The organism is Mesorhizobium sp. YR577, assembly GCF_900116595.1.
GTDB lineage: Bacteria > Pseudomonadota > Alphaproteobacteria > Rhizobiales > Rhizobiaceae > Mesorhizobium_M.
The window spans coordinates 141,503-168,031 of the sequence record NZ_FPBI01000002.1; the positions used below are offsets into that span (position 1 = coordinate 141,503).

At 61.5% G+C, this 26,529-nt stretch carries 23 protein-coding genes; 1 reads left to right on the forward strand and 22 read right to left on the reverse strand.

Features of this window, described 5'->3' with window-relative positions:
* The first annotated feature begins 2 nt into the window (after positions 1–2).
* Positions 3–956, forward strand: coding sequence for an alpha/beta hydrolase (locus tag BM413_RS03605; RefSeq protein WP_091910562.1), 954 nt, complete (start codon positions 3–5; stop codon positions 954–956).
* On the opposite strand, the gene BM413_RS03610 is transcribed toward BM413_RS03605, so the two are convergent.
* The 22 genes from BM413_RS03610 to BM413_RS03715 form a co-directional block, all read right to left on the reverse strand.
* Complete coding sequence (locus BM413_RS03610) at positions 957–1,661, reverse strand: GntR family transcriptional regulator (RefSeq protein WP_091910563.1); 705 nt, start codon at positions 1,659–1,661, stop codon at positions 957–959.
* Positions 1,662–1,677: 16 nt separating this feature from the next.
* Entirely contained in the window at positions 1,678–3,330 is a 1,653-nt protein-coding gene (locus BM413_RS03615) for an ABC transporter ATP-binding protein (RefSeq protein ID WP_091910565.1), read from the reverse strand.
* 4 nt (positions 3,331–3,334) lie between these two features.
* Positions 3,335–4,168 (reverse strand): ABC transporter permease, encoded by an 834-nt coding sequence (locus BM413_RS03620; protein ID WP_091910567.1) that lies wholly within the window; start codon positions 4,166–4,168, stop codon positions 3,335–3,337.
* The gene (locus BM413_RS03625) at positions 4,165–5,106 is read right to left on the reverse strand and encodes an ABC transporter permease (RefSeq protein WP_091910568.1); all 942 of its coding nucleotides are present in this window, start codon (positions 5,104–5,106) and stop codon (positions 4,165–4,167) included. Before BM413_RS03625 ends, BM413_RS03620 begins: the two co-directional genes overlap by 4 nt.
* 313 nt (positions 5,107–5,419) lie before the next feature.
* Positions 5,420–5,737, reverse strand: a complete 318-nt coding sequence (locus BM413_RS03630) for a hypothetical protein (RefSeq protein ID WP_091910570.1) — start codon at positions 5,735–5,737, stop codon at positions 5,420–5,422.
* A gap of 83 nt (positions 5,738–5,820) precedes the next feature.
* Positions 5,821–6,654 carry an alpha/beta fold hydrolase gene (locus BM413_RS03635; RefSeq protein WP_091910572.1) on the reverse strand — a complete coding sequence of 278 codons (834 nt, stop codon included), beginning with the start codon at positions 6,652–6,654 and terminating at the stop codon, positions 5,821–5,823.
* Between the two features lie 73 nt (positions 6,655–6,727).
* Positions 6,728–7,582, reverse strand: coding sequence for a PCC domain-containing protein (locus BM413_RS03640; RefSeq protein ID WP_175544251.1), 855 nt, complete (start codon positions 7,580–7,582; stop codon positions 6,728–6,730).
* Complete coding sequence (locus BM413_RS03645; RefSeq protein WP_091910575.1) at positions 7,582–8,340, reverse strand: SDR family NAD(P)-dependent oxidoreductase; 759 nt, start codon at positions 8,338–8,340, stop codon at positions 7,582–7,584. The genes BM413_RS03640 and BM413_RS03645 overlap by 1 nt, the downstream gene beginning before the upstream one ends.
* A 10-nt stretch (positions 8,341–8,350) precedes the next feature.
* Positions 8,351–9,985, reverse strand: coding sequence for an acyl-CoA synthetase (locus BM413_RS03650; protein WP_091910577.1), 1,635 nt, complete (start codon positions 9,983–9,985; stop codon positions 8,351–8,353).
* Positions 9,982–11,151, reverse strand: a complete 1,170-nt coding sequence (locus BM413_RS03655) for an acetyl-CoA acetyltransferase (protein WP_091910578.1) — start codon at positions 11,149–11,151, stop codon at positions 9,982–9,984. Before BM413_RS03655 ends, BM413_RS03650 begins: the two co-directional genes overlap by 4 nt.
* The gene (locus BM413_RS03660) at positions 11,148–12,005 is read right to left on the reverse strand and encodes an IclR family transcriptional regulator (protein WP_091910580.1); all 858 of its coding nucleotides are present in this window, start codon (positions 12,003–12,005) and stop codon (positions 11,148–11,150) included. The genes BM413_RS03655 and BM413_RS03660 overlap by 4 nt, the downstream gene beginning before the upstream one ends.
* A gap of 1 nt (position 12,006) precedes the next feature.
* Complete coding sequence (locus BM413_RS03665; protein WP_091911094.1) at positions 12,007–12,810, reverse strand: SDR family NAD(P)-dependent oxidoreductase; 804 nt, start codon at positions 12,808–12,810, stop codon at positions 12,007–12,009.
* Positions 12,811–12,889: 79 nt separating this feature from the next.
* Positions 12,890–13,900, reverse strand: a complete 1,011-nt coding sequence (locus BM413_RS03670; RefSeq protein WP_091910582.1) for a TRAP transporter substrate-binding protein — start codon at positions 13,898–13,900, stop codon at positions 12,890–12,892.
* A 47-nt stretch (positions 13,901–13,947) separates the two neighbouring features.
* On the reverse strand, positions 13,948–15,816 hold the full coding sequence (locus tag BM413_RS03675) for a TRAP transporter large permease (RefSeq protein WP_091910584.1): 1,869 nt from the start codon (positions 15,814–15,816) through the stop codon (positions 13,948–13,950).
* A 536-nt stretch (positions 15,817–16,352) separates the two neighbouring features.
* Positions 16,353–17,729 carry a M20/M25/M40 family metallo-hydrolase gene (locus BM413_RS03680; RefSeq protein WP_091910585.1) on the reverse strand — a complete coding sequence of 459 codons (1,377 nt, stop codon included), beginning with the start codon at positions 17,727–17,729 and terminating at the stop codon, positions 16,353–16,355.
* Positions 17,726–19,768, reverse strand: a complete 2,043-nt coding sequence (locus tag BM413_RS03685; RefSeq protein ID WP_210188898.1) for a hydantoinase/oxoprolinase family protein — start codon at positions 19,766–19,768, stop codon at positions 17,726–17,728. Before BM413_RS03685 ends, BM413_RS03680 begins: the two co-directional genes overlap by 4 nt.
* Positions 19,755–21,584: a hydantoinase B/oxoprolinase family protein gene (locus tag BM413_RS03690; protein WP_091910590.1), complete on the reverse strand. Its 1,830-nt coding sequence runs from the start codon at positions 21,582–21,584 to the stop codon at positions 19,755–19,757. Before BM413_RS03690 ends, BM413_RS03685 begins: the two co-directional genes overlap by 14 nt.
* 42 nt (positions 21,585–21,626) lie before the next feature.
* On the reverse strand, positions 21,627–22,622 hold the full coding sequence (locus tag BM413_RS03695) for an NADPH:quinone reductase (RefSeq protein WP_091910591.1): 996 nt from the start codon (positions 22,620–22,622) through the stop codon (positions 21,627–21,629).
* A 35-nt stretch (positions 22,623–22,657) separates the two neighbouring features.
* On the reverse strand, positions 22,658–23,569 hold the full coding sequence (locus BM413_RS03700; RefSeq protein ID WP_348272883.1) for an ABC transporter ATP-binding protein: 912 nt from the start codon (positions 23,567–23,569) through the stop codon (positions 22,658–22,660).
* Positions 23,570–23,646: 77 nt separating this feature from the next.
* Positions 23,647–24,666 (reverse strand): ABC transporter ATP-binding protein, encoded by a 1,020-nt coding sequence (locus BM413_RS03705; protein ID WP_091910595.1) that lies wholly within the window; start codon positions 24,664–24,666, stop codon positions 23,647–23,649.
* Positions 24,663–25,559: an ABC transporter permease gene (locus tag BM413_RS03710; protein WP_091910597.1), complete on the reverse strand. Its 897-nt coding sequence runs from the start codon at positions 25,557–25,559 to the stop codon at positions 24,663–24,665. Before BM413_RS03710 ends, BM413_RS03705 begins: the two co-directional genes overlap by 4 nt.
* Positions 25,552–26,529 (reverse strand): ABC transporter permease, encoded by a 978-nt coding sequence (locus tag BM413_RS03715; RefSeq protein WP_091910599.1) that lies wholly within the window; start codon positions 26,527–26,529, stop codon positions 25,552–25,554. The genes BM413_RS03710 and BM413_RS03715 overlap by 8 nt, the downstream gene beginning before the upstream one ends.

A 26,529-nucleotide genomic window follows, 5' to 3' on the forward strand; every position in this document is an offset into this window, starting at 1 on the left:
CCGTGTCGCCCGTCGATCCCGAAATCCAGTCGATGCTCGACGCTCTCACGGCGGCACGCACCGATCCTCCGGCGCGCGTTACATTAGAGGAATCCCGCGGCATCTACCGACAGCAATATGTTGAGATGAGCCGTGGTCCGGACGGTCAGGTTGCTGAGGAAATACTGCCGCTACCCGGTGCGGCCACGGATGTAACGCTGACGCTATATCGGCCAGCCAGTGCCTCTGGGCCGCTCCCGCTGATCCTCTATCTCCACGGCGGCGGTTTTGTTCTCGGTGACGCGAAGGCCTACGCCAAGCAGTCAGCGCGGATTGCCGAGAATTGCAACGCCATCGTTGCCTTTCTCGACTATCGACGCGCACCGGAGCATCCGTTTCCAGCTGCACTCGACGATACGCTGCTTGCGGCTCGCTGGTTGACGGAAAATGCCGCCGCAATCGGAGCCGATGCAGGCCGTTTCGCCCTGATGGGCGATAGCGCGGGTGGCAATCTTGCCATCGCTGCCATGTTTCAATTTCGGGCAGAAAAGCACTTCAAGACTGTCACGCTGCTCTATCCCGTCACCGATTTCCGGCCCTATGCCGGGCTCGCCGATCACAGCAGATCGGACCAAAAATACGCCACCGGCTATTATCTGGAACGGCCGGCGATGGAATATTTTGGCCGCTCTTACCTCGGAACAGAAACCGCACTTGCCGCCGATCCTCGTGTCTCGCCTCTTGCCGCAGTAGATGTTTCGGGCCTGCCGCCGGTCGCGATCTATGGCGGTGAATACGATCTGTTGCGCGATCAGGGACGAGACTTTGCCGACAGGCTGAAGGCGGCGGACAATATCGTGAGCTACCGCTGCTTTGACGGGCTCATCCATAATTTCATGCAGCAGGCGGGCATTTCAAAAGCATCCGACGAAGCCTTCCGCATCGTCTGTCAGGAGACAAAGACTGCGCTGGCTTAGCTACGCTGCGGCTGGCGCATCGTGAAAGCGGGCCTTACCGAGAAGATAGGCCGCCCCCTCCCGCAAATCTCGCACGATTGCATCGCGGGCACGCGCGGCATCCTTGGCCTCGAGCGCCGCCACCGCATCCTCGTGATAGTCTATCTCGAGGATACCCAAAAGCGCTCCCTCGAACACACCGGCATAGCTGCGGAGAAATGGGCCGACCTGCATCCACAACGTCTCGATCAAGAAGACCATCTGATCGTTGCCGCAGTGGCGGTAGATGGAGAATTTGAACTCGTAGTTGCTGCGCAGATAAAGCCCGATATCGCTTGCCCGGGCCGCATTGGTAAGATCATTGCAGTTGCGCCTGACGGTACGCAGATTGTTGCCGTTTATCAGGCCTGCAGCCGCCTCGGTTGCCGCGCCTTCAAGCACGATGCGTGCCTCCATTAACTGGCGGAAACGCTCTGCGGTCATAAGCGGCACTTCCATGCTGCCATTGGGCAACGCGCTTAGTGCGCGCAGTGACTGCAGCCGGGACAGCGCGCTGCGCACCGGCATGTCGCTAGTGCCGAGTTCCGCGGCGAGCTTGCGCGACGTCAGCTTTTGACCCGGTGCGAAATGCCCCGACATCAGCGCCTCGACGAGCTCGAGATAAACCTTTTCGTGCAGCGGCACCGCGTCGATGGAAGAGAGGCCAAGGCCAGGTTTATCGGTCATAGCCAGTCTCGTCCCGTCATGCGGCCGGCTGTGCGGCGGCGCCATCGAATTTTCTGTCCAGCAGCATCGCCGCGTCGAGCAGACGGCGCGTATAGGGATGCCGCGGACGGTCGAATATGTCGTCGCGATTGCCCACCTCGACGATCTTGCCGTTTTCCATTACCGCCACTCGGTCCGACACCTGCTCGACCGCGCCGAGATCATGCGACACAAACAGGCAGGCAAAGCCATAGCGTTCCTGCAGTGTACGGATCAGTTCAAGAATCTGCTTCTGCACCGTCATGTCGAGCGCCGAAACCGGTTCATCCGCAACCACGAAAGCCGGTCGCCGAACGATGGCTCGGGCGATAGCAACACGCTGGCGCTGGCCACCGGAAAGCTGATGCGGCAGCCGCCTCAGGAATTCAGGGCCGAGCCCAACCTCTGAGAATACCTCGCGCACGCGCCTTTCGCGTTCGTCCTTCGAGATCGACGGGTCGAGCTTCAGCGGCTCACCGACGATATCTTCCACCCGTTGGCGCGGATTGAGCGAGGAATAGGGATCCTGGAAGATGATCTGGATGTCGGCGCGATGGGCCTTCGCCGTTTCGCCGCGTCCAAATTCGAGTGGCTTGCCGCGGAAGCGGATCGAGCCGGAAGTCGTCTGCATCAGTCCCACGATTGCACGGCCGAGCGTTGTCTTGCCCGATCCCGATGCACCGACAAGAGCCACAGTCTCGCCGCGGCCGACGACCAGGTCGACCGTATCGACCGCCCGTTTTGGCTGGCTGGTCCGGAAGAGATGGCTGCGGCCGGGGTAGTCGATGACGATATCGCGCATTTCAAGCAGTGGTTCCGCACGCGCTGAATTGCGCTTACCACCTGCCTGCCGCTTCGGAAGCGCATCGACGAGGCGCTTGGTGTAGTCGTGTTTCGGAGCGGTGAGCACGTCGTTGCTGAGCCCCTGTTCCACCGCCTTTCCCTTGTGCATCACCACGACATCGCGCGCATAATGCGAAACCATGCCGAGGTCATGGCTGATGAGAAGTACTGCCGTGCCATTCTCCTGGGTCAGTTCCATCATCAGGTCGAGCACATCGCGCTGGACCAGCGTGTCCAGCGCCGTCGTTGGCTCATCGGCGATCAGCAATTCGGGTTTCAGGAGCATGACCGAGGCCAGCATGATGCGCTGGCGCATGCCGCCGGAGAATTCGTGCGGATAGGCAGAAAGGCAACGTTCCGGATCCTTGATCTGGATTCGCTCCAACATGGCCAGCGAGCGATCGCGTATCTCGCTTTTGCCGAGCCTCTGATGAAGGGTCAGTCCTTCCGCCATCTGCTCGCCGATCGTCATGGACGGGTTGAGCGAAACCATCGGCTCTTGGAAAACCATGCCGATACGCGCTCCGCGAATACCGCGCATCACTTTCGACTGCAGACCAATCAGTTCCAAATTGCTGAAGCGGATGCTGCTACCCGCCGCAACGATCAGCGGCGTTGGCAGCAGGCCGAGTACGGCACGCGCCGCCATGGTCTTGCCGGAGCCGGATTCACCGACCAGCGCTAGCATGCCGCCGGAATTGATCGTGAAGTTCAGCCCATCGACGATCTTGGGGCCAACCGGTCCGATCGTGACGGTCAGGTCCTTGGCCGTGACGACCGGTGCCGTGCTGCTCGTGCCTTTGGTCATGTGCTCAGCCCTGCATCTTCGGGTCGAACCAATCTCGGATCGCATCGCCCAGCATGTTTATGCCCAGCAATGTGACCGAGATGCAAAGGCCGGGCAGAATGATGAGATGCGGTGCCTGGGTGATGAAAGGCCGGCCTGTCGCCAGCATGTTGCCCCAGGTTGGCGCCGGTGGAGGAACACCGAGGCCGAGAAAGGAGAGCGCACTCTCCGACAGGATCACCCAACCGAACATGGTGGTCGCCAGCACCGTCATCGGGGCGATGCAGTTAGGCAGGACGTGGCGCAGCATCGTTATCAGTTCGCTGTTGCCCATCACCCGCGATGCCTCGATATATTCGCGTTCGCGGATCGACATCACGCTGGCACGTGCGACGCGCACGACGGCGGGTGTATAGGCCAACCCTAGCGCGACCACGATCGCGTCGCGGCTGGCACCAGCGATTGCCATGATGCCGAGTGCCAGCAGCAGGCCAGGAAAGGCCAGCAGTGCGTCGTTGAAGGTCATGATAATGCGGTCGGTCCAGCCGCGCAGGAAGCCTGCCAGCACTCCGAAGAAAAGCCCGAACACCATGGCGAAGGCGACTGTGGCAAACGAGATCCAGACGCTGGTGCGCGCACCATAAATGAGCCGACTTAGTATGTCGCGACCAAATTCGTCAGTGCCCAGCCAGTGGCTCGCACTCAGCCCCTTCATGCGCGACAAGAGGTCGAGCGCCAGCGGGTCGTAAGGCGCGATCTGCGGCCCGAGCACGGCCAGCACGACCAAGGTAAGGACGATACCGCCGCCGATGGCCGCATTGGCGCTACGTCGCGGCAGGCGAAGGGAAAGGACGCTCATTGCGTGATCCTGGGGTCGAAGAGCGGATAGAGCAGGTCTACGACCAGATTAACCAGAACGTAGATGACAGCGACGAAGAGGATACAGCCCTGTACGACCGGATAGTCGCGCGCATAGATCGCATCGACCAGCAGTCGCCCGAGACCCGGAATGGTGAAGACGGTCTCGATGACGGCTATACCGCCGAGCAGGCTGCCGAGGATGAGACCGATAAGCGTCCAGGTTGGCGCGAATGCGTTCTTGAACGCGTGCCGCCACATCACCGCCGATTCCGACAAACCCTTGGCTCGCGCATGGGTGATGTATTCGAGCCTCGCCACCTCAATCGTGCTTGCCCGCGCCATGCGCACGATCGAGCCGATCTCGACCAGCACCAGCGTTAGCACCGGCATGGCGATGAATGACAAAGCCTTCAGGAAATCTTGGTCAAAGGAGACGAAGCCGACGATGGGGAACCAGTTGAGCTGCAGGCCCAGGAACAGCAGGATCATGAGGCCGAGCCAGAAGCTCGGGATCGACAGGAGCAAGGTCGACAGTGCCACGACGCTCAGGTCGGTCAGGCTGTTTTGCCGCCAGGCCGCGAACATGCCGGCCGGCACGGCAATCATCGCCGCTATTCCCACAGCCACGACCACGATCGTCGCTGAAACCGAAAAGCGCTCCAGCATCAGCGGCAGCACCTGCTGTGCCGAGGTGATGGAATTGCCGAAATCGCCACGGAAGATATTGCCGAGCCAGAGGAAGTATTGCGTGATCACCGGCTGGTCGAGCCCCATGCGATGCCGCAGGGCCTCGACCTGGTCCGGGCGAGCGAGGTCGCCCAGCATGAGCTTGGCCGGATCGCCGGGAATCAGCCGCACCATGACGAAGACTGCAATGGTGACGATGATCAGCGTCGGGATCGCGGAAGCCAGCCGGCCGAGCAGGAACTTTTTCATCGCCGCCCCGCCTCACTTTGAGAACGTGCCAGCGCCTCACCACCAACACTTGGTCGAAAGGGCAAGTGAAAATGCCGTTGCCTTGCGATCACGCGCGATGTTCCCCTTCGTCGCGATTATGGTTTTCCTATTTATTATAGTGCGATCGACGATCGCGCAATTGCAAATATCGAAAGGGTATTTTTATCTCTATTAGCTTGAAATCAATAGGGATTCTTTCTCTATTTCCCACGAGAAACTCAAATTCAGACAAAGTAAATTTCTGTTGCTGTTTTTTAGGCATTCAGCCTAAGCGGCAAGCATCGCAGCGGATCTATGCCGCCCCATGGGTGAAGAGTTCACAGCCTGCGATCGATTGCAGCATCAAGAACCGTGCGAAGGTTTTCGGGTCGAGCGGGGTCGGATTGCCGCCGGCCGATGGGTCCGCCGCCCATTTTGCAGACCCGCTCACGGTCGATATTCGCCAGACCCATTCAGGCAACGTGGCCCGATAAATGCTGCGCCGGACCAGATTGCCCTCAACGTCCTGACCGCACGCGAAATCGAGACAACGTCGCTGATATTGTTCGGCCATTTCAGCGCATCCATCGCAGCAGATATCGAGTGAGTCAGCACTCTTCTCGCCATTCATCAGCCACTTGCAGAAATACTGATTTCGGCAACCGCTCCGGGAGCCGGCACCGATGTCTGTGCCGGCGATAGATCGCCATCCGGTCAAGCCTGTATAAAGCACTCAAGCACCTTGTTGAAGGTGTCCGGAGCCTCGAGGAAGGGGAAATGCGCACCGCCCTCATGTTCCTCGAAGATGACAAGCTCGGAATTCTTCATCTGGGCGTGAATCCACTCCTGCGATCTCGGATCGACGTGGCTGACCCGGCCGCCGATGATGAGAGTGGGTCGGTCGATACGGGCGAAGACTTCGCTCCAGTCAATCGTGCAATGATTGACGAACAGGGCCGCAACATCCTTGGGAGCGACGCGGAGATTTTCAGCCAGAAGCCATGCCTTCAGGTCTTGCGGGATGTTTTTCGTGACCATCGAGTCGAGGAACGCGCCCCGTGCCGCATGACCATTGGGGCCGATGATTTCGGCAGCTATCGACAGCATCGTAGCGCCGTCGAAAAGCGCGCCCGCATTGATCACGTCCTGGTCCGACATGCCCGGCTGACGCATGACAGATGCCGGTTCGTCCACGAAAATCAACTTGTTCAGGCGCCCGGTGCCAAAGAGATCGATATATGCCCACAGAACGGAAGTTCCCATCGACCACCCCAGCATATCAGCCCGCTTGATGTTTTCGCAGTCCATCAGCTCAGCGACATCGGCAGCAAGGCGATAAATCCTGTAGCCGTGCCCGGTATCCGGCGAGGCTCCATGCCCGCGGAAGTCCATGGCGATGACGCGCCTGGACTTGCTGAAATGCTCGATCTGATGACGGAACATCGCCGCTGATTGTGACCAGCCATGCAGAAGGATCAGCACATCGCCCGACCCCTCATCCATGTAGGAAAGCGTCGTCCCGTCCGTCGTGTTGAATGTCTTATTCATTGCACTTCTCCTCCGCTTGTAAAATTACAGTTTCGAGATGGTGTCCGACGAAACAATCACGACAACCTTCGCTTCAGCCTTCGACGATCAGCAATTCGAAGGTAACGCAGACAGAGTTTGCGCCACGGGCAATCTCACCCTCGAAAATGTTTCCGTCGATGTCGACGATGGCGATATCCAGTTTGCTGGCAGGCTTGCCTTCAACGTTTTGCAGCGCCCCATTGCGGATGAAGAGTTCGGACGCGATGGAAGCCATGTGCTGACCCTCGACGAAGTCGCAGCCGACGAGGCTGCCGATGCCGTGAAGCGAGGCTCTTTCGATGCCATGCTCGGCTGCGGTGCGCTCGATCGCGGCATTGATCTCCTCGTTCGGCCGAACGCGGCACAGAACTGCCCGTTGTCCGGAATTCGGATTGGCTGACCGAAGTTCCACCGGCGTGAAGAGCTTGAAATTGGTTTCTGAATCTTCAAGCTGGTCCAAGATCGCGCCCGAGATCGCCCAGACATCAGCCTCCACCGGTTCCGCGAACTGCGCATCATGCGGCATCAGATGACCCGCGCCGCGAAAGCCATCGGCGTGACGCCATATGCCATGACAGTGGAGAAACGGTTCACCGTCGCGGCGGCCGAAAGTCAGCACCAGCTCTTCGATCTCGGCGCGGCCGGCCGGCGAATGCGTATCGCTGTACCAGGCGGCGTGGGTGTCATCGTCCGAGAGAGCCGGCATGACATATACGAGCGGCAGAAATGCCCCGTCCTTGATATGCACCACGGCGCTTTCGTAGCCCCGATCGCGCAGGGCTTCTTCGACAGCCGCCAGGACGCTGACGCCCGACCGCAAGATCAGGCGCATTTTCTCCGCCCGGCAGGGAAGCGAAATCACACGTGGGTCGAGCTTTGCTCCCGGATGCTTGATGGTCCGCATGATCAGCCTTTCAAAGCGAGGCCAGCATTCACAAAGCCACCATCGACGGCCAGCACTTGTCCGTTGATGTAGCTTGCCTCGTCGGAAACGAGGAAGGCGACTGCCGAGGCAATTTCCCTCGACGTGCCATAACGCTGCTGGGGAATGCGCTTGTGCCACTGGGCGCGGACGTCGTCGGTGTGAACCGCGCGCGACATCGGAGTGTCGACCGCGCCCGGTGCGACGGCGTTGACACGAATGTTGTCGGGACCGAGTTCGGTGGAAAGGATTTGGGTCAGCAGATTGACCCCGCCTTTCGAGGACCCATAGGCGCTCCTGCCCTTGTTGCCGATCATGCCGGAGACAGAGGAGATGTTGACGATCGCGCCGGGCGTTTTCATTGCCAGCCAATGTCGGGCTGCAGCACGGGCGACGATGAACGTGCCCGTCAGATTGACGTCGACGATCCTACGAAATTCCTCAACGCTGGTCTCGACTGCCGGTTTGTCCATGCCGATGCCTGCCGAATTGACGACGGCAGCAAGTACGCCGGTTTCTGCAGCCTTTGCTATCGCCGCCTCGACTTCGGCCTCGTCGGTGACGCTGCAGGCAATTCCGCGCGAAGTATCGATAGACAGTGTCTTGCAGGCCTCCGCCAGCGCGTCTGCATTGCGGTCGAGAAGGAATACGGCCCAGCCACGTTCCTGCAAAAGGCTGGCGATTTCAAAGCCTATCCCCGATGCGCCGCCTGTTATGACGGCGCATTTGTTTTCCTCAGTCAAACCATGCCTCCTATGCGCTCAGTTTCTGGCTGTTGCCTTCGATCTCGCCGCGGCGCTCGAGTTCTTCGCGGATGAGTTTCTTGGCGATCTTGCCGTAGGCCGATTTCGGCATCTCTTCCCAGAACAGGATCTTCTTGGGCAGCTTGTAGCGGGAGACCTTGCCATCCAGCCAGGATCGCAGTTCCGCGCCGTCCAATCGTGCATCTGGCTGCAGGACACATATGGCAATGCCGACTTCACCCCAGACGGGGTCCGGCACGCCGACGATCGCCACCTCGCTGACAGCTGGATGCATGAGGAGCTTTTCCTCGATCTCGCGCGGATAGACGTTTGAGCCGCCGGATATGTACATGTCGGAGGCGCGGCCGGTGATGTAGAGGAAGCCCTGCCCGTCGACATGGCCGAGATCGCTGGTGCGGAACCAGCCGTTGCGGAACGACTTCGCATTGGCCTCGGGGTTCTGATAATAGCCGGCGAACACGGCGGGGCCGATCACGCAGATCTCGCCGGTCTCGCCTGGTGCGAGCTCATTGCCGGCGTCATCCTGGATTTGAACCTGCATGCCCGTGCGCTCGAAACCGCAGGTGCCGATCCGCGCCAGTGGGCCGTCCTCGAGGCTGTGGAGGACCGGCGGCAAAACGGTGATGGCGCCTGTGACCTCACCCAGCCCAAAATACTGCACCATCACAGCACCTAGCTTTTTCAAGGCCTTTATCTGGTCGGCCCGGTACATCGGCGCGCCCGCATAGATGACATAGCGCAGGGAGGAGTGATCGTATTGATCGACCACCGGGTCTTCGATCAGCATCTTGACGATGGTCGGAACGGTGAAGAGGTTGGTTACCTTCCACTCTTCCACCAGCGACCAGAACCTGCCGATCTCCAGCTTATCAGACGGCATCAGGATGGTGGTCACGCCATGCGCGACCTGGCAAAGCTGGTGAACGCCGGCGCCATGCGACAGCGGCGCGACGACGATCGAGCGATCTCTTTGGGTCGTGCCCGGAAACAGATCGCCGTGATGATTGTTGATGACGAACGCCATCTGGCCATGTGTGAGAACCGCCGCCTTCGGCCGGCCGGTCGTGCCGGAGGTGAAGAAGTACCAGCAGGGATCGTCCCGGTCGACGGCTTCCGGCTTGAAAACCTTGCCGAGATTGCGCGCAACGATCGCGTCGTAGTCCTCACCTATTTCCGATGTGCCGATCGAGATGAACTTGCGAGGCCCCGTGCTCAGTGTGCTGCATTCGCGGGCGTGATCGGCGAAGGCAGCCTGACAGATCATCAGCGTCGCGCCACTGGCCTCAGCGAGATAGGCAACCTCGCCGGGCGTCTGGCGGAAATTGGTCGGAACCCAGACCGCGCCAACGCGGAAAGTCGCGAACATGGATTCGAACATTTCATTGCAGTTCGAAGACTGCACGAGAATGCGATCGCCCTTTTTGACGCCGAACTCAGTCACCAGCGCATGGGCCATTGCATTGACGCGAGCTTCCATCTCGCTCCAGCGCCATTGTTTCTCACCCCAGACGAGGGCAAGTTCCTGCGGATAGCGTCGCGCCGCCTGCGTGAGAAAATTCGACAGGTTCATCACCCGTATCGAACAGGGTGCCACGCCGCCCTTTGGACTGGCGGCATCGTTCATTTTGCTCGCTCCATGATGGAAACGTAGTTGGCGACGGCAGCACCGCCCATGTTGAAGACGCCGGCAAGATTGGCGCCGGGTATCTGCATGTCGCCGGCATCTCCGGTGAGTTGCATGGCGGAAATGACATGCATGGAAACACCCGTCGCACCGATCGGGTGCCCTTTGGATTTCAAGCCACCCGAAGGGTTGATGGGAAGTTTCCCGGTTTTCGTTGCCGTACCGTCGCGCACGACCTTGTAGCCCTCGCCGGGAGCTGCCAGGCCCATCGCCTCATATTCGATCATCTCGGCAATGGTGAAGCAGTCATGGGTCTCGACGAAGGAGAGGTCGTCGAGCGTGACACCGGCATCCGCCAACGCGGCGCTCCAGGCGCGGCGCGGGCCGTCGAAAGCGACCATGTCGCGGCGGCTGAGGGCGAACACGTCGTTGACATGCTGGCGCGCACGGAAGGCGATCGCCCGCTGCAGGCTGGCTGCTGTTTCGGCATCGGCGAGCACGAGTGCTGCAGCGCCATCCGACACGAGGGAGCAGTCGGTGCGTCGCAGGGGTGCTGCAACCAGCGGGTTCTTCTCTGAGACCGTGTTACAGAAATCGAAGCCGAAATCCTTGCGCATATGGGCGTAGGGATTTGCCACGCCGTTGGCATGGTTCTTGGCGGCAATCATTGCCAGTTCCTCGGAACGGTCGCCATACCGCTGGAAGTAATGCTGGGCGATGCGGCCGAAAATGCCGGCAAAGCCGCCTTCGACATCGGCCTCTTCCTTGCGGTAGCTGCCGCCGAGCAGGATGTCGCCAACCTGAGCGGTGGGAACAGCCGTCATCTTCTCTGCACCAACGACCAGCGCGATACGGCCTCGTCCGGATTCGATGAAATCCATTGCCGTATAGATTGCGGCCGAACCGGTCGCGCAAGCGTTTTCGAGACGCACGGAGGGTGTGTGTGCGAGGTCGCTGCTGCCCATGCCGACCAGCGCACCCTGAAACTCCTGCTTGGAAAATCCGCCATTCATGACGCCAACGAAAATGCCGTCCACGTCCTTCGCCTCCACGCCGGCATGTTCGAGCGCCGGCATTGCAACGGCTGCCATCAACTGCTCGGTGTCTTCATATTCGGTCTTGCCGAACTGCGAGTGGGCCCAGCCCACGATCTGTGCTTTTGTCATCTGGACGATCTCCTGCTGCTTGGCCCCAGAATTGCTGCTTCGCGGGCCTTACCTTTTTCGGCAAACATATCGACGAGCTTGGCCTCGACCTTTGCTGCTTCCTCGCGAAGGATTTTTGAGAGTTCGACCTGCCGGGCTTCCTGCATGCGGCTGTCGATCGCGGCGATGCTGAGCGCGCCGGCGAGCTTGCCATCGGGGAAGCGTATAACGATGCCGAGGCCCCACGAACTGGCGTAGATCAGCCCTGGATTGACCGCATAGCCACGCTCACGGGTAGCGGCCACCTCCCTGCGCAACTGCTCAGGTTGAAGCAGTGGATACTTTTCACGCAGCACTGACGCGTTCTGGTCCAGAACGATTTCTATCTCGTCGTCCGGTAGCGCCGACAGCATGGCGAGCGAGCCCGCACCGACACCAAGCGGATGCTCAAACCCCGCCTGAAGCGCATGCGTGCGAATTGGGAACGTGCCTTCCTCGCGATAGAGACAAACCGAATAGGTGTCGCGGCGAACCGAGAGAAAGCTCGAATCTTCGGTCTTGCGCGAGATGCGGATCAGGCTTTCCATCGAAAGCTGCAGCAGGCCGTAGCGGCGCGATGCCAGCGAACCGAGCACATAGGCCTCTTCGCCGATATAGTATCTGCGTTCGACGGGGTCCTGCTCGACCAGCCCCGCGCGGATCAGCGCGAGCAGCAGGCGCCGGGTCGTCGGCTTGTTGAAACCGCTCTGCTCGACGATTTCGCTGAGCGGCATTCCCCGCTCGGCCTGGCGACCGACAAGCGACAGCAGCTTGAGTGCGCGATCGACACTTTGTGCGCCTGTCAAATCCTTGTCGGGTTCCGCCGCGACGTTCATCTCAGCGCGGTCCCATCACTGTGCAGCTCTGGCCGCCATCGACCGGCAGGCAGACGCCGGTGACGAATTTGGCTTCGTCGGAAGCCAGAAACAGCGCGGCATAGGCGATGTCCCAGGCATCGCCCATCTTGCCGCCGGGAATGGCCGCGTTGCGCGCTGCCACCATTTCTTCGGTCGACGCATACTGGGACGATATCTGCTTGTAGATCAAAGGCGTGTCGATCATGCCGGGCATGACGCAATTCGCGCGTATGCCCTGCCGGGCATATTGCATGGCAATCGCAACGGTCGCCTGGTTCACTGCAGCCTTGGTCGCGTAATAGGCGAAATAGGGATAGCCGGTCCAGCGGATGCCGGCGAGCGAGGAGATGTTAACGATCGCGCCGCCGCCCGCTTCGAGCATATGCGGGATGACGGATTTGGAGGTGCGATAGACAGACCCGATGTTGAGATCGATGGATTGCTGGAACTGGGCCTCGTCGAGTTCCACAGGCCCGCCCATATGCGTGACGCCAACATTGTTATGCAGAACCCCGATCGAGCCGAAGGCGTCAACCGTTTTACCGACTGCCATGTCGATGGATTCGAGCTTCGTGACGTCCGCAGAGACGGCAATGGCTTCGCCGCCTTCCTCGGTGATGATGTGCGCGGTTTCTTCGGCGGCTTCCGCGCTGAGATCGACGCAGGCAACTTTGGCGCCTTCGCGTGCATAGAGGACGGCAGCAGCCTTGCCGTTCCCCCAGCCCGGGCCTGACGAGCCGGCGCCAAAGACGATTGCGGTTTTGCCGTTAAGACGTTCTGGCACTTTCACCTCGGATGCATTCGGAAGGCCGCCTTTTCGCGGCGGCCTTCATTCAGATTTGCGAGCTTGACCCCGCATGGCGTCAGGTCAGGCTGGTGCCAACCGCCTTTTCAAGAATGCCCCAAGCCTCGTCGCCGAACTTGCCCTTCCATTCATTGTAGAAGCCCGCCTGCTTCAGCACTTCGCGGAAGGCTGCCTTGTCCGGATCGGTGAAGGTCATGCCCTGCTTGGTCAGTTCCTCGCGGACCGTGTCGTTCAGCTTTACCGTGTCCGCACGCTGCGCGATGGCCGATTCATTGAGGTGCTTCGCGGTAATCGCGCGAATATCCTCGGGCAGTGCCTCCCAAGCGCGCTTGTTGGCAAGCGGCCAGAAGCCGTCCCACATGTGGTTGGTCATGGCGCAATGCTTCTGCACCTCGTAGAGCTTGGCCGTGGAGGCGATCGCCAGTGGATTTTCCTGGCCATCGACGATGCCGGTGCTCAGGGCCGTATAGACTTCGGCAAAGTTGATCGTGGTCGGAGCCGAGCCGAAGGCAGTGAACATCGACTGCCACAGCGGGCTCGGCGGGACACGGATCTTGAAGCCCTTCAGGTCTTCCGGAGAAGCGATCGGCTTTTCCGAGCTGGTGATCTGGCGGAAGCCGTTGTCCCAGATCTTCTCCATGGGCACGAGGCCCTTCTTTTCGATTTCGCCGCGCGCATAAGCACCAAGCTCGCCGTCCATCGCCTTCCAAACGGCATCGTAATCCGGGAACGCAAAGCCGATGCCGCTGATGGCAGCGTTGGGAACCAGCGTCGACAGGATCAATGGCGACAGCGTGAAGAATTCCGTCGCGCCGCTGCGCAGCTGCGACAGCGTTTCGGTGTCGTTGCCGAGCTGGCTGCTCGGGAAGATGTTGATCTGGAACCGGCCACCCGTCTCCTCAAGAATCCTGTCGGCAGCCTCTTTCAGGCGGATGTTCAGCGGGTGTGTCGTCTGCAGATTGTTCGCAAACTTGTAGGTGAAATCCGCAGCATGGGCTTTCGTCCGGATCGTCGCACCGAGCGCAAGCGCCCCGGTGCCAAGCAACATTGTACGACGGCTGATATTCATTGTTCCAGGTCTCCTCCAGGTTGTTTTGAACAAGCGATTTTGGTCGGTTAAAGAAGCGCGGTTGAGAACCACGGCACGGCGGCGATCGCCAGCAGGCCGAGGATCATGGCGCCGATATAGGGCCAGATGGCGCCCATCGCTTCGTCCGGCGACACGTTGCCGATCTTGCAGGCAATGTAGAAGCCGACGCCGATCGGCGGCGCCATCAGGCCGATATTCATCGCCGTGACGATGACCATCGAATAGTGGATGTCGTTGATGCCCATGGCGTGCGCGATGGGAAACATGATCGGCGCGAGAAGCACGATGGCCGGCAGGCCTTCGAGCACACAGCCGAGCAGCATGAAGAGCACGATGGACACCAGCATGAAGGTGAACCAACCGCCAGGCAGGCCGCTCAGCATGTCGCGAAGCTGGAAGGCAAAACCCGTCTGCGTCAGCGCCCAGGCCATGGCTGCCGCCGTGCCGAGGATAAGCAGGATGGCGCCGCTCATCGCCGCGGTCTCGACCAGCATGCGATAAATCCGGGGCAGGCCGATGCCACCATAGAGCACCACGCCAATGATGAAAGCATAGAGGACCGCGATGGTGGACACTTCCGTTGCCGTTGCGGCGCCGCTGGCAACCGCGCTGCGGATGATGAAGGGCAGGACCAGCGCCGGCGCTGCGACCAGGGCGGTCTTGCCGATCAGCTTGAGCGAAGGGCGCCGGAAGCCGTCGACATTTTCGCGCGACGCCTTGATGCGGGCGAGAATGGCCAGAGCAATGAGCAGGACCATGGCGATCGCGAAGCCGCTGGTGAACAGCGCTGCGATCGATACGCCCGCAACTGAGCCCAGCACGATCAGGACAATGCTCGGTGGAACCGTGTCTGCCATCGCAGCGCCCGTTGCCAGAAGCGCGATCATCTCTTTTGGCTTGTGGCCGCGGCGCTTCATTTCCGGAAATAGTGCAGGCGCAACGGTGGCCATGTCAGACACTTTGGAGCCAGAAATACCCGACACCAGAAACAGCGATCCCAGCAGCACGTAGGACATGCCCGCCTTCACGTGCCCCAGCATGGAAGCCAGAAAATCGACGATCGCCTTGCCCATGCCGGTGGCGTCGAGAATGCAGCCGAGCAACACGAAAACCGGGACGGAAAGCAGGATAAGGCTCGACATGCCTTCATCCATGCGGCTGACCACGACCACCAGCGGCATCGTGGTGGTGAAGCCGAGGAAAAGCAGCGTCGAGATGCCGAAGCAGAACGCAATCGGCACGCCGAGTGCGAGGCATATCGCAGTAGCGCCGACAAGAAAGATCAGGATATTGGCATTGCCAAACGATTTCAGGACAGGCGTCAGGAACCAGAGCGCAGCGACGATCACAATGGCGATCGCCGCTGCAATAATGAAATCGCGGAGCTTTGCCGTCTTGAACAATTGGGTCACGACCAGGCAAAGCATCAGAACCATGCCGATCGCGATGGCTGAAACGCGGTAGCCGACCGGAATGTTCAGCGCTGACGACGTGATGTCCATTTCGCCTAAGGCATATTCATAGGCTGCCGGCAACATAACGAGCAGGAAAGCGGCCATCAGGATCAGGCCGAATGTCTCGGCGAACTCCCGCTTTCGCTCCCCAAGCGTATTCAGGAAAACCGTCAGGCGCAGATGTTCACTACGGTCGATGGCAATCGCCGTCCCGAGCATCGCCAGCCAGAGAAATGCGATCGAAGATGCCTCGTCGATCCAGACGATCGGCCTGGAAAAGATGTAGCGCGATACCACGCCGGCAAGCAGCATGCCGATGATCGACAAAAGCAGTATTGCCGATATGACCTCGATAGGCCGCATCCAGTTCGAACCGGGCTTCGCCTCGAGCGTCTCGGCCGGAACCACGAATTCATGGACCTCGTCGGTGGCAAGGGTCATGCGCTATCCTCCCATTTTCGGCTGGCTCATCGTTTGACATAAGCTTCGGGTGCCTGGTTGCAGAACCAATGCGGCCCAACCCGAACAGCCGCCGATCCACAAGGATCATCCGGCCTGCCGTCACACGGTGAATTCCTCCGAAACTCCTCCAAAATCACCGCGAAATATCCCGACCCTCCAGCCGAAGCGAATTCCGCAGCGTCCTTCACCTACAGGTAACTCTCGAAATCCTGCAGGTTTCTAGCTCCATAATATGGAACAGTTTTTACAATCGCATATTCTGTTACACAGCTCCTCATCATTATCAATAAAAAATTCCCACATTATGATCCATATTGTGGAACTACTATATTCCAGCCTTGAATGCGGTCGGGACAAAACCGATTTTCTTCGATCAGGCGAGCGCCATCGATCTCCAAACGCCTGAATGGAGTTCGCGCAGGATGTGAGGACAATTGCGGGAATCAATTTGGGCAGAGGCCACCCTAGAGCGGCCGTCTGCCCGGATTCGGTCGTCTTGGGTTTACCCCGGAGCGCTAGGCGATCTTCAATTTGCCGAGTTCGGCAAGCAGCGCACAACCCGTCCTTATACCGTCGATGAAACGCTCGATCTCGAGGTTCTCGTTTGGCGCGTGGTTTGCTTCGTCGGCATTGGCGTAGGGAACGACGAAGGCGGGCAATCCCAGGATCTTGGTGAAGACATAGTCCGGCAGACTGCCGCCGACGGTCGGGTAGAGCAGCGGCTCCACGCCGCGCGCAGCGACAACCGCCCTGCGGATAGGCTCGGCGAAGGGCGAGTCCATCGACGTCTTCGATGGCAGCATGCCGTTCAGCGGCACGAACTCGACATCGGGTGCATGGCGCTCGACGTGAGCTGCAACCTTTTCGAACACATAGTCAGGTGTCAGCGGCTCGACGAGACGAATGTCGCATTTGACGAAGGCCTCGCACGGCAGGACGGTTTTCATGCCCGGCCCGCCGTAACCACCATGGAAGCCGTTCACCGTAAGCGTCGGATGGAACATGAGCCGGTCGAAATAGCCACGGTCTTTGGGGGCATCGAGTTCGGCCAAGCCCAGGTCGGCCTTGATCGCGTCCAAGTCGAGCGGGAGCTTCGCCACAGCATCGCGCTCGCGATTGGTGGCAGGTATGACCGGCTCGGTCAGCCCTTCGATGGTGATCTCGCCCTCCGGGTTTTTCATGGTCGCGAGGAGATGGACGAGCTTCCAGATGGCATTCGGAACAACGCCGCCGAAATTGCCGGAATGGACGTCGCGGCTGGCCGTTTGGGCGCGCAGTTCAAACCCGGCAACGCCGCGTACGCCGAAGGTCACGACGGGCAGGCCGGATTCATGAAGGGGCCCGTCGGAGGTAACGACGAGGTCGGCCTTCAGCCGGCCGGCATGTTCGCGCACGAATTCGGCGATATGCGGGCTGCCGATCTCCTCTTCGCCTTCGAGCAAGAAGATAATGTTGCAGGGCAGTTCGCCATGAACCCTGAGATGCGACTCGATCGCCAGCAGTTGCGCGAAATGCTGCCCCTTGTTGTCGCCGACGCCACGGGCATAGATGCGACCGTTGCGAATGGTCGGCTCGAAGGGCGGGCTCTCCCACAGTTCCAGTGGGTCCGGTGGCTGCACGTCATAGTGGCCGTAGAGCAGAACGGTCGGCTTGTCGGGCGAGACATCGCGCCGTCCGAGCACCATCGGATGGTTCTTCGTCGGCACCGTCTCCGCATCCATGCCGAGCCCCTTCAGCATCTCCACCAGCATGGCGGCGACTTCGCCAATGCCCTGATTGTGGGCGCTGATGCTGGGATGACGCACATAGTCCATCAGCCGGGCGACGAAGACGTCGCGGTTTTCCTCGACATGCGCAAAAATCGGGACGAGATCGTTTTCAGCAGCACTCATTGGGCCGCTCCTTCATGACGGGTAAGGATGATGGCGCCAGATTCATGCACGCTGCCGTGCCAGCCCGGCGGCACAAGCGTCGTGGTGTCGAGCTGGGTCAGGATCACCGGACCTTCGAACACAACGCCGCTGCCAAGTCCGGCGCGATCGACAAGCGGCACATTCAGCGTCTCGTCTGCGAAATGCACCGGCGTGCTGTCATAGGGCGCGAAGGCGTTGGACGCTTCGAGCCGGATACTCGGCGGCTGCGCAGTCATGCCTGTTGCCTCAACGCGGAGCGTGACCAGTTCGATCGACGCATCGAGCGTGAAGCCGTAGAGCGCCTGATGCTCGGCGGCGAAGGCCTGTTCCACTGCTTCCCGGGTGCCTGCCCAGGCAATGGCGATCTCACCCCCCTGCCCGTGATAACGCAGCAGCGCGACGCGGGCCTTGCGACGCTTTTCCTCGGCAACGCCCTCGACGACGAGCCAGGCTTCGGCCTGTGCTTCGAGTTCGGCGAAAATTGCATCGGCCGCCTGAACATCGATCGCGCCCGCCTTGGGAAGCGTGCGGCTGAACTCGGCCTTCAGGTCTGCGGCAAGCAGGCCGTCGGCGCACAGCACACCTGGCGCAGGCGGGATCATGATGCTCGATATGCCGAGCAGATCGGCCAATGCGCAGCCGTGAAGCGGGCCGGCTCCCCCGAAGGGCACGAGCGTGAACCGGCGCGGATCGTGGCCGCGCTCGACCGAAACGACGCGCACGGCCCCGACCATGTGATTGTCGACGATAGCAAGAACGCCACGCGCGGCAGCCTCCAGCGACAGCCCGAGCGGCGCTGCCACGCGATCTTCGATGACCCGGCGCGCCGCCCCGACGTCGAGGCTCATGCGCCCGCCGAGAAGCTTTGACGGCAGGTGACCGAGAACGACATGCGCGTCGGTGACGGTCGCCTCCTGGCCACCGTGACCGTAGGCGGCAGGCCCCGGCCGGGCACCGGCACTGCGCGGCCCGACGGTCAGCGTCGCATCCTCGACGGCGGCGATGGAGCCCCCGCCCGCGCCGATCGTAACCATGTCCACCATCGGCAACGGCAACGGCCATTCGCCGACCTTACCGTGTTGGGTCAGGCCGATCTTGCCGTCCTTGATGAGGCAGATATCGGCGCTGGTGCCGCCAATGTCGACGGTGATGAGATCGTGAATACCGCAGGCCGCAGCGATCGCACGCGCGCCGACGACGCCGGCGGCAGGACCGGAAAGCGCCGTCAATGCGGGCGCCTGGCGGATCGCCGACGCACCGGCGACACCGCCATTGGACTGCATCAGCAGAAGTGGGGCGGTGACTTTCTCGGCTTCGAGACGCTGTTCGAGACGACCGACATAAGTGGTCACGCCGGGCATCACCGTGGCGTTGAGCACCGTGGTCAGCGTGCGCTCATATTCGCGCACCACAGGCAGCACGTCGGTCGAGATGGTGACCGCAATGCCGGGAAGTTCGGCACGCAGGATTTCAGCCACGCGCCGCTCGTGGGCGGGGTTGGCGAAGGCATGCAGCAGGCAGATGCCGACAGCCTCGATGTCCATTTGCCGGATCGCCTCGGCGGCCTTGAAAACGCTTTCCTCGTCGAGCGGCGAAAGCACAGCACCTCCGGCAGCCACGCGCTCATCGACCTCGACGATGCGGGACGCAGGCACGGGACGTGCTGGCTTGACCCAGGTGTAAAGATTGGCCTTGCGCGGAATATCCTGCCGGCCGATTTCCAGCACGTGGCGAAAGCCCCGCGTCGTCACCAGCGCAGCGCGCGCGCCCTTGCCTTCGAGGATCATGTTGGTGGCGACGGTGGTACCGTGCAGTACCTGTCCCAGCGCCGATGCCGGCGCGCCGGCATCGGCAAGTGCAAGCTTGATCCCGGCGAGGAAGGCTTCGGAAGGATCGGATGGCACGCTCGGCGTCTTGGCCCGCCAGACCTGCCCGCTGGCACGGTCGAGCAGCGAGATGTCGGTGAAGGTCCCGCCGATATCGACGGCGATCGAGAGGGCGGAATCAAGCGAGGACATCGACATACTCCTGACGATGGAAACGACGGACGGATGGCCGCGAGGCGCGCGCCCTGGCGGTGGCAGCTTCGTCGAGGCTGTTGCCGGCAAGCACGACGCCGTAGAGGCGCTCGGCAGCTTCGCGGCTGACATAGCCGCCAAGCACGTCTTCAACGACGGCCTGTATCGAACGGTCGAAGGGATGGCCATGGCCGCCCCCTCCTCCGGTTTCGATCCGCAGGATATCGCCGCGCACAAGGCGGTTGCCGTCCGACAGCGGTGCAAGCATGCGTTCGCGCTCGGTGCCGGGATTGACGACGGCGCGGCCGGTGCCGCCGGACATGCCGCCGTCGATGCCCCAGGGCGGGTTCTTCACGCTGTCGATGCGCACCGCCAGGATCGCATCCTCGGCCATGACTTCATATTCGCGAATGATGCCGCAGCCACCGCGATAGCGGCCCGCACCGCCAGAATCCTCGACAACGCCGTAGCTTCTTAGACGAACGGGATAACCGACTTCGAGGAACTCGACCGGATAGTTCTCCTGCGCGACGAAATAGACTGCGTCAATGCCATCCGAGTCCGGCCGCGCACCATAGCCGACGCCGATGCCGTCGGCGAGCAGGAAGCGCTCGAGATCGCCTGCCTCATTGCGGAAATTGCCGCGCATGATGCTGATGACATAGGCCGAATTGGCAGCCGGTGCGCCGCCACCGGCGACGTTGACCAGACCGTTCATGGCCGAGATGACGCGCATCGTGGTCAGGCCGCGCATGCCGAGTGGGGCCGGAAAGCGCGGCGCCAGGAACGAGCCTTCGCGCAGGTGCACTTCATCGATGGCGTTGGGGCCGCCGGCATTGCACACCTGCCCCGGGTCGCCGCCGAGATAATAAAGCCCCAACGCCATGCCGGGCACGCCCGGATTCATCAGATAATTAACCGGTCCCGGCGCCTGGTCGTCGCTTTCGGTGGCGTCGAAGATGAAGCGGTCCTCGCCGTCTTTGCCCGCCTCGCGTGTCAGCGCGAAGCGCATCTTGAATGGGCCGTTGCCGTGACCGTCGCCGTCGATCGCGTCGGTAAAACGGTGGGTGCCATAGTCGAAGGTTTCCGCCAGCTTGGAGCGGACCAGGCGGCGCGTGCGGGCGAGCAGTTGGGAGAAGGCGTCGGAGACAACTTCCGCGCTGAACCTGTCGAGGATTTCGCCGACACGCTTCACGCCGAGATCGACGCTTGCCATCAATGCGCGCATGTCGCCATTGCTCTGCGCGGGAAAGCGCGAATTGCGATGGAAGATCGCGAGCGTCGCTTCGTTGGTCTTGCCCTCGTCAACCAGCTTGGTGACGGGAATGATTATACCTTCCTGGAAGATTTCGGTCGCATCCGGGCTGATCGAACCCGGCCGGATGCCGCCGATGTCGGCAAAATGTGCCCAGCTCATGACGAAGGCGCAGCGCTTGCCGTCCTTGAAGACCGGAGCCAACAGCACCTGATCATTGGAATGCGAAACCGCGCCGCGTGAACCGTAGCAGTCGTTGTACCAGTAGAGATCGCCGGGTTTCATCGTGTCGGCGGGAAAACTCTCGAAGACCGGGCTAGTCATGTCGCCGAATATCGGCACCATGGAACCAACTGCCATGACGCCATTTTCATCGAAGAGCGCGGTATAAAAATCCTTCTTCTCGCGGATGAAAGCCGAAATGGCCGTGCGCTCTAGAAGAGCCTCCATTTCCGATTGCGCCGCAGCGATCGCGCCTCTGATTATTTCCAGCGAAACCGGATCGCAAAGCGGCCCTTCGGCGTCTCCCAAGGGAAGAGCATTGGTGATGGATTGAAGCATGGATTCTCTCTTGAAAGTACTCATTTGCAGTCTTGGGATTCGCTAGATGGTGACGACGACGTTGCCGAGACTGCCACGCTCGACGTGCTCATGCGCGCTGGCGATATCGGCGAGCGCGTAAGCTCCGGCGATGGCGACCGAAAGCCGGCCCGCCGCCGCCAGTTCCGCCAGCATCGCCTCACCGGCCCGGCGCGCCTCGGCCGGAATGCAGAAGCCCTGGATGAAACGCAGGTTGGCGCCCTTGTTGGCGAAAGCGTAGTAGGGAAGAACAGGCTCCGGATCGCTGCTCGACGAATAGGAGGCGATGGTTCCGTTGAGCTTCAGCATGGCGATATCGGCCTTATGGTTGGCGCCGAAATCGACTTCGACGATGCGATCGACGCCGACACCGTCGGTCAATTCCAGCACGCGCGCGACAACGTTCTCGGCCTTGCGGTCGATTCTGGCAAAAGCACCTGCCGCACTCGCATGGGCGGCTGCCGCTGCGTTGCCGGCCGTGCCGATGACGCGAGCGCCGCCGGCAACGGCGAGCTGTACCGCGAAATGGCCGACGGCACCTGCCGCGCCATTGACCAGGATCGTCTGTCCCTCGACGGGACCGTCCGAAAAGATCGCCCGGTGCGCCGTCATTGCCGGCACGCCCAGGCAAGCGCCCGCCTCGAAGGGCAACGCATCGTCAAGCCTGACCGCCTGCCCGGCGGGGATGGCGACGAGCTCAGCCGCCGTTCCGAAAGCGCGACCGGCAGTGCCGTAACCACCTTGCGCATTGTAGAGCCAGACGCGTTCACCGACGCGCGAGCGGGCAACGCCTTCGCCGACCTCGACGATCTCGCCCGCGCCGTCGGTGTGGGGTACAACGAGCGGGTGTTCCATCTTCATCCCGCGCCAGCCCGCACGGCGCTTGACGTCGGCAGGGTTGATGCCGGACGCACGCACCCGCACCAGGACCTCGCCGGCGGCGAGACTTGGATCGGGCTGCTTACCGGTTGCGAGCACGTCTCGCGCGGGGCCGGTACGGGTGTAGAAGGCGGCATGCATTGTGTTCGTCCTTGGGCTTCAGGCTGAGCGCTCTTTCAAAAGAGATGGCAGGCGACCTTGCGCGTTCCGACCTGCCGCAGTTGCGGCACCTCGCTCGCACAGCGGTCGAAGGCGCGCGGACAGCGATCACGGAAGACGCAGCCGGACGGCGGATTGCGCGGGTCGGGCGCGCCCCGGCCGATCGGCAGCGGATCGTGGCTCTGGTCGGGATGCGGAACCGGCACGGCGGCGACGAGTGCCTTGGCGTAGGGGTGGAGCGGTTCATGCACGATGTCCTCGGTGGGGCCATCTTCCATGATGCGTCCGAGATACATGACGATGGTGCGCTCGCAGACATAGCGGACCAGCGCCAGGTCGTGACTGATATAGATCGCCGTCAGCCCGAGCCGGTCGCGCACGTCGCGGAAGACGTTGAGCACGCCGGCGCGCACCGAAACGTCGAGCATCGACACCGGCTCGTCGGCCACCACGAAATCCGGCTGGAGGATCAGCGCGCGCGCCATGACGACGCGCTGCAACTGCCCGCCTGACAATTGGTGCGGATAGCGGTCGAGGAATTGCGCCGGCTGCGGCAGCCGCACCAGCTCCAGCGCCGCGATGATCCGCGCCTCGCGCTCGCCAGCGGGAATGCCGGCATTCTCCAGTGGCTCGGCTAGCGTGGCGCGAATGGTGAAGCGCGGGTTCACCGCGTCGAACGGGTTTTGGAAGATGAGCTGGGCCTTTGCCCGGTAGCGCTTCAGCGCAGCGCCCCTGAGGCCCGAGATGGGCTCGCCGGCAAAGACGATCTCGCCCCCGGTCGCCTCCTCGAGTTTCATCAACAGCCGCCCAATCGAGCTCTTGCCGCAACCGGATTCGCCGAGCAGTCCGACGCTCTCGCCGCGATGAATGTCGAAAGAGACCCCGTCGACCGCCTTGACGACGGAGGAACGACCGCGCAATGCCGACAGCGCGCCACCGACACGGTAATGGAGCTCGGCGCTGCGCAGCGAAACCAGCGGTTCGTTCGAATATGTCACGGCGGGTCTCATGCGTGTGCCAGCCATGTCTCGGTCCGGGCAGCGATTTCGCGCAGAACGGGCGCTTCACTGGCGCGATGGCAGGCGACGCGATGGTCCGGCACGATCTCCGCCAGAGGCGGCGATTCAGTCAAGCACAGCTCGATCGCAAACGGACAACGCGGGGCGAAACGGCAGCCGGGCGGCGGCTCGGCAAGATTGGGCGGCGCGCCGTCGATGGGCGTCAGCGTGCCCGAGGCAGCGCCTGCCAGATCCGGGAAGGCGTTGCGCAGGCCCATCGTATAGGGATGGGCGGGACGTGTGAGCACGGCCTCCATCGGCCCTGCTTCAGCAACGCGCCCCGCATACATGACAACGGTGCGGTCGCAGATATAGGCGACGACAGAAATGTCGTGCGTGACCAGGATCACCGAGATGCCGAGCATCGTCTGCAACTCGCGCAGTTGGTCGAGGATCTGCCGCTGCACGATCACGTCAAGCGCTGTCACCGGCTCGTCGGCGATGACCAGCTTGGGGTTGAGAGCGAGAGCAAGCGCGATTGCGACGCGCTGGCGCATGCCGCCCGAAAACTGGTGCGGGTAATCGCGCAGCCGCCCCTTTTCTATGCCGACCATCTCGAACAGAGCCTCGCAGCGCATGCGCGCTTCGCGCGCACTCAGACCGCCGCGGCGGCGGAGCACTTCGTTGAGCTGGTATTCGACGGTGTAGACCGGATCGAGCGAGTTCATCGCACTTTGCGGGATGAAGGCGATATCCCGCCAGCGCAGAGCGTTCATCTGCCGCTCGGGGATGGCAGCGATATCCTTGCCGTCGAAAAGGATCTGGCCACCGGTGATGCGGGCATTGTCGGCGATCACCCGCGTCAGGGCACGCGCCACGGTGGTCTTGCCGCAGCCGGATTCGCCCACGAGCCCGACGATGGAACCACGCGGAACGTCGAAGCTTGCGCCGTCGACGGCATCGATATGGCCGTTGCCGACCTTATAGCTGACCTTGAGGTCGCGCACGGAAAGCAGGTTGGCAGTCATCGACCCAACTTCGGAAAAAGGAGGTTTTCATAACCCCGCGTGATGAAGAACCCGGCGGAGACGACGAGGATGATGCAGATGCCCGGCGGCACGAACCAGTAGTACGCCTGCTTGGCCAGCGCCTGGCTGGCGAAGGCGTCCTGCAGCATGTAACCCCAGCTTATCGACTGCGGATCGCCAAAGCCGAGGAAGGAGATCGACGCCTCGGTCAGGATCGCCCAGCCGATCGCGATCGATCCATAGAGGAAAGAAAGCGGCAGGATGTTGGGTGCGATATGGCGCAGGATGATCTTGAGATCAGACGATCCGCACACACGCGCCGCATCGACATAACCGCGCGAGCGCAGTGTCAGCACCTGGCTTCGGATCACGCGTCCAGTATCGCGCCAGAGCACCAGCGCCATCGCCAGCACCACGTTCCAGATCGAGGGCTCCAGAAACGCCGCCAGCACGATGACGAACGGCAAAAAGGGAATGCCGAAGGCAATATCCGCCAGCCGCATCAGCACCGCATCGACCCAGCCGCCGAAATAGCCCGAAACCAGCCCGACGACCGAGCCGATCAAAGCTACCATGAAAGCCGCCGTGATGCCGATGATAAGTGCCGAGCGCGTGCCGTAGACGATCTGCGAGAAGATATCCCGGCCGAGGCTCGTCGTGCCGAGAATAAAGCCCTGCTCGCCGGGACGCAGGTCGGAGGCAAGCTCATATTCGGGCGTGTAGAGTATCTCCGTCGGGTCGTATGGCGCGATCGCGTCGGCAAAGATCGCCGTCAGAAGGAAGGTCGCGTAGACGGCCAGACCGAAGACGGCAAAGGGGTCGCTGAGCGGCAGCTTGAGACTGCGAAACAGGCGGCCGACGAGGCCGGGTTTCTGGATTGCGAGATCATGCATGGCTGATCCTCGGGTCAAGCAGGGCGTAAAGCATATCGGCGATGAGGTTCATCAGGATCACGACGACGGCGATCATCAGGAACGCACCCTGTGCGAGCGGGTAGTCTGAAGCCGAGACGGCATTGACCAGCTCTCGCCCCAGCCCCGGCCAGGAGAAGATCGACTCCACCACGACATTGCCCTGCAGCTGATAGCCGACCGCAATTGCGAATGAGGTCATGACCGGCAAGAGCGCATTGCGCGCGGCATGGCGCACGACCACGGTCCAGTTGGACAGGCCCTTGATGCGTGCCATGGTGACGAAGTCCTCCTTCATCACATCGAGCATGTTGGAGCGCATCAGCAGCAGCGGCAGGCCCTGGCTGTATATCGCCAGCGTCAGCGCTGGCAGTGCAAGGTAGCTCAGGAAATCGCGCGAGGTGTAAAGCGCCCAGAGGCTGTCATAATCGGCGCCGGCCGGCCGCGTGCCGCCCGCGGGAAACCAGCCGAGCCAGAAGGAAAAGACCGCAAGCAGCACCATGCCCAGCCAGAATTCAGGCATGGCGCGCGTCATCAACACCAGCGGTATGGCCGCGTTTTCCACCGCGCTTCCGCGCCGCCAAGCAAGATAGGCTCCGGCAAGGATGCCAAACGCATAGGCAACGAAGAGCGACGAGAAAGTGAGAATGAGCGTGTTGGGCAGCAGCGCAAAAATGCGCTCGGCAACCGGCTCGCGGTAGCGAAAACTCTGGCCCAGCTCTCCCTGCAGGAGATTGCCGAGATAGATGAAATACTGTTCCCACAAAGGCTTATCCAGCCCGAACTGGGCCATCAGCGCCTGCTGCTGCTCGACCGTGAAAGTCGGGTCGATATAGGCCGCCATGGGGTTGCCGGGCATCAGGCGGAACATCAGGAAAAGTATCGTGACGACCGCCCACAGCACCAGGGCAAGCTGAAGCGTTCGGCTGGCCACCGCCTTCAGATGGGACAT

Coding starts and splice junctions, on each gene's coding strand:
- BM413_RS03610 (WP_091910563.1), bottom strand. CDS start 1,661: ATGACCGATAAACCTGGCCTTGGCCTCTCTTCCATCGACGCGGTGCCG.
- BM413_RS03615 (WP_091910565.1), bottom strand. CDS start 3,330: ATGACCAAAGGCACGAGCAGCACGGCACCGGTCGTCACGGCCAAGGAC.
- BM413_RS03620 (WP_091910567.1), bottom strand. CDS start 4,168: ATGAGCGTCCTTTCCCTTCGCCTGCCGCGACGTAGCGCCAATGCGGCC.
- BM413_RS03625 (WP_091910568.1), bottom strand. CDS start 5,106: ATGAAAAAGTTCCTGCTCGGCCGGCTGGCTTCCGCGATCCCGACGCTG.
- BM413_RS03630 (WP_091910570.1), bottom strand. CDS start 5,737: ATGAATGGCGAGAAGAGTGCTGACTCACTCGATATCTGCTGCGATGGA.
- BM413_RS03635 (WP_091910572.1), bottom strand. CDS start 6,654: ATGAATAAGACATTCAACACGACGGACGGGACGACGCTTTCCTACATG.
- BM413_RS03650 (WP_091910577.1), bottom strand. CDS start 9,985: ATGAACGATGCCGCCAGTCCAAAGGGCGGCGTGGCACCCTGTTCGATA.
- BM413_RS03655 (WP_091910578.1), bottom strand. CDS start 11,151: ATGACAAAAGCACAGATCGTGGGCTGGGCCCACTCGCAGTTCGGCAAG.
- BM413_RS03660 (WP_091910580.1), bottom strand. CDS start 12,005: ATGAACGTCGCGGCGGAACCCGACAAGGATTTGACAGGCGCACAAAGT.
- BM413_RS03670 (WP_091910582.1), bottom strand. CDS start 13,900: ATGAATATCAGCCGTCGTACAATGTTGCTTGGCACCGGGGCGCTTGCG.
- BM413_RS03675 (WP_091910584.1), bottom strand. CDS start 15,816: ATGACCCTTGCCACCGACGAGGTCCATGAATTCGTGGTTCCGGCCGAG.
- BM413_RS03680 (WP_091910585.1), bottom strand. CDS start 17,729: ATGAGTGCTGCTGAAAACGATCTCGTCCCGATTTTTGCGCATGTCGAG.
- BM413_RS03685 (WP_210188898.1), bottom strand. CDS start 19,768: ATGTCCTCGCTTGATTCCGCCCTCTCGATCGCCGTCGATATCGGCGGG.
- BM413_RS03690 (WP_091910590.1), bottom strand. CDS start 21,584: ATGCTTCAATCCATCACCAATGCTCTTCCCTTGGGAGACGCCGAAGGG.
- BM413_RS03695 (WP_091910591.1), bottom strand. CDS start 22,622: ATGCATGCCGCCTTCTACACCCGTACCGGCCCCGCGCGAGACGTGCTC.
- BM413_RS03705 (WP_091910595.1), bottom strand. CDS start 24,666: ATGACTGCCAACCTGCTTTCCGTGCGCGACCTCAAGGTCAGCTATAAG.
- BM413_RS03710 (WP_091910597.1), bottom strand. CDS start 25,559: ATGCATGATCTCGCAATCCAGAAACCCGGCCTCGTCGGCCGCCTGTTT.
- BM413_RS03715 (WP_091910599.1), bottom strand. CDS start 26,529: ATGTCCCATCTGAAGGCGGTGGCCAGCCGAACGCTTCAGCTTGCCCTG.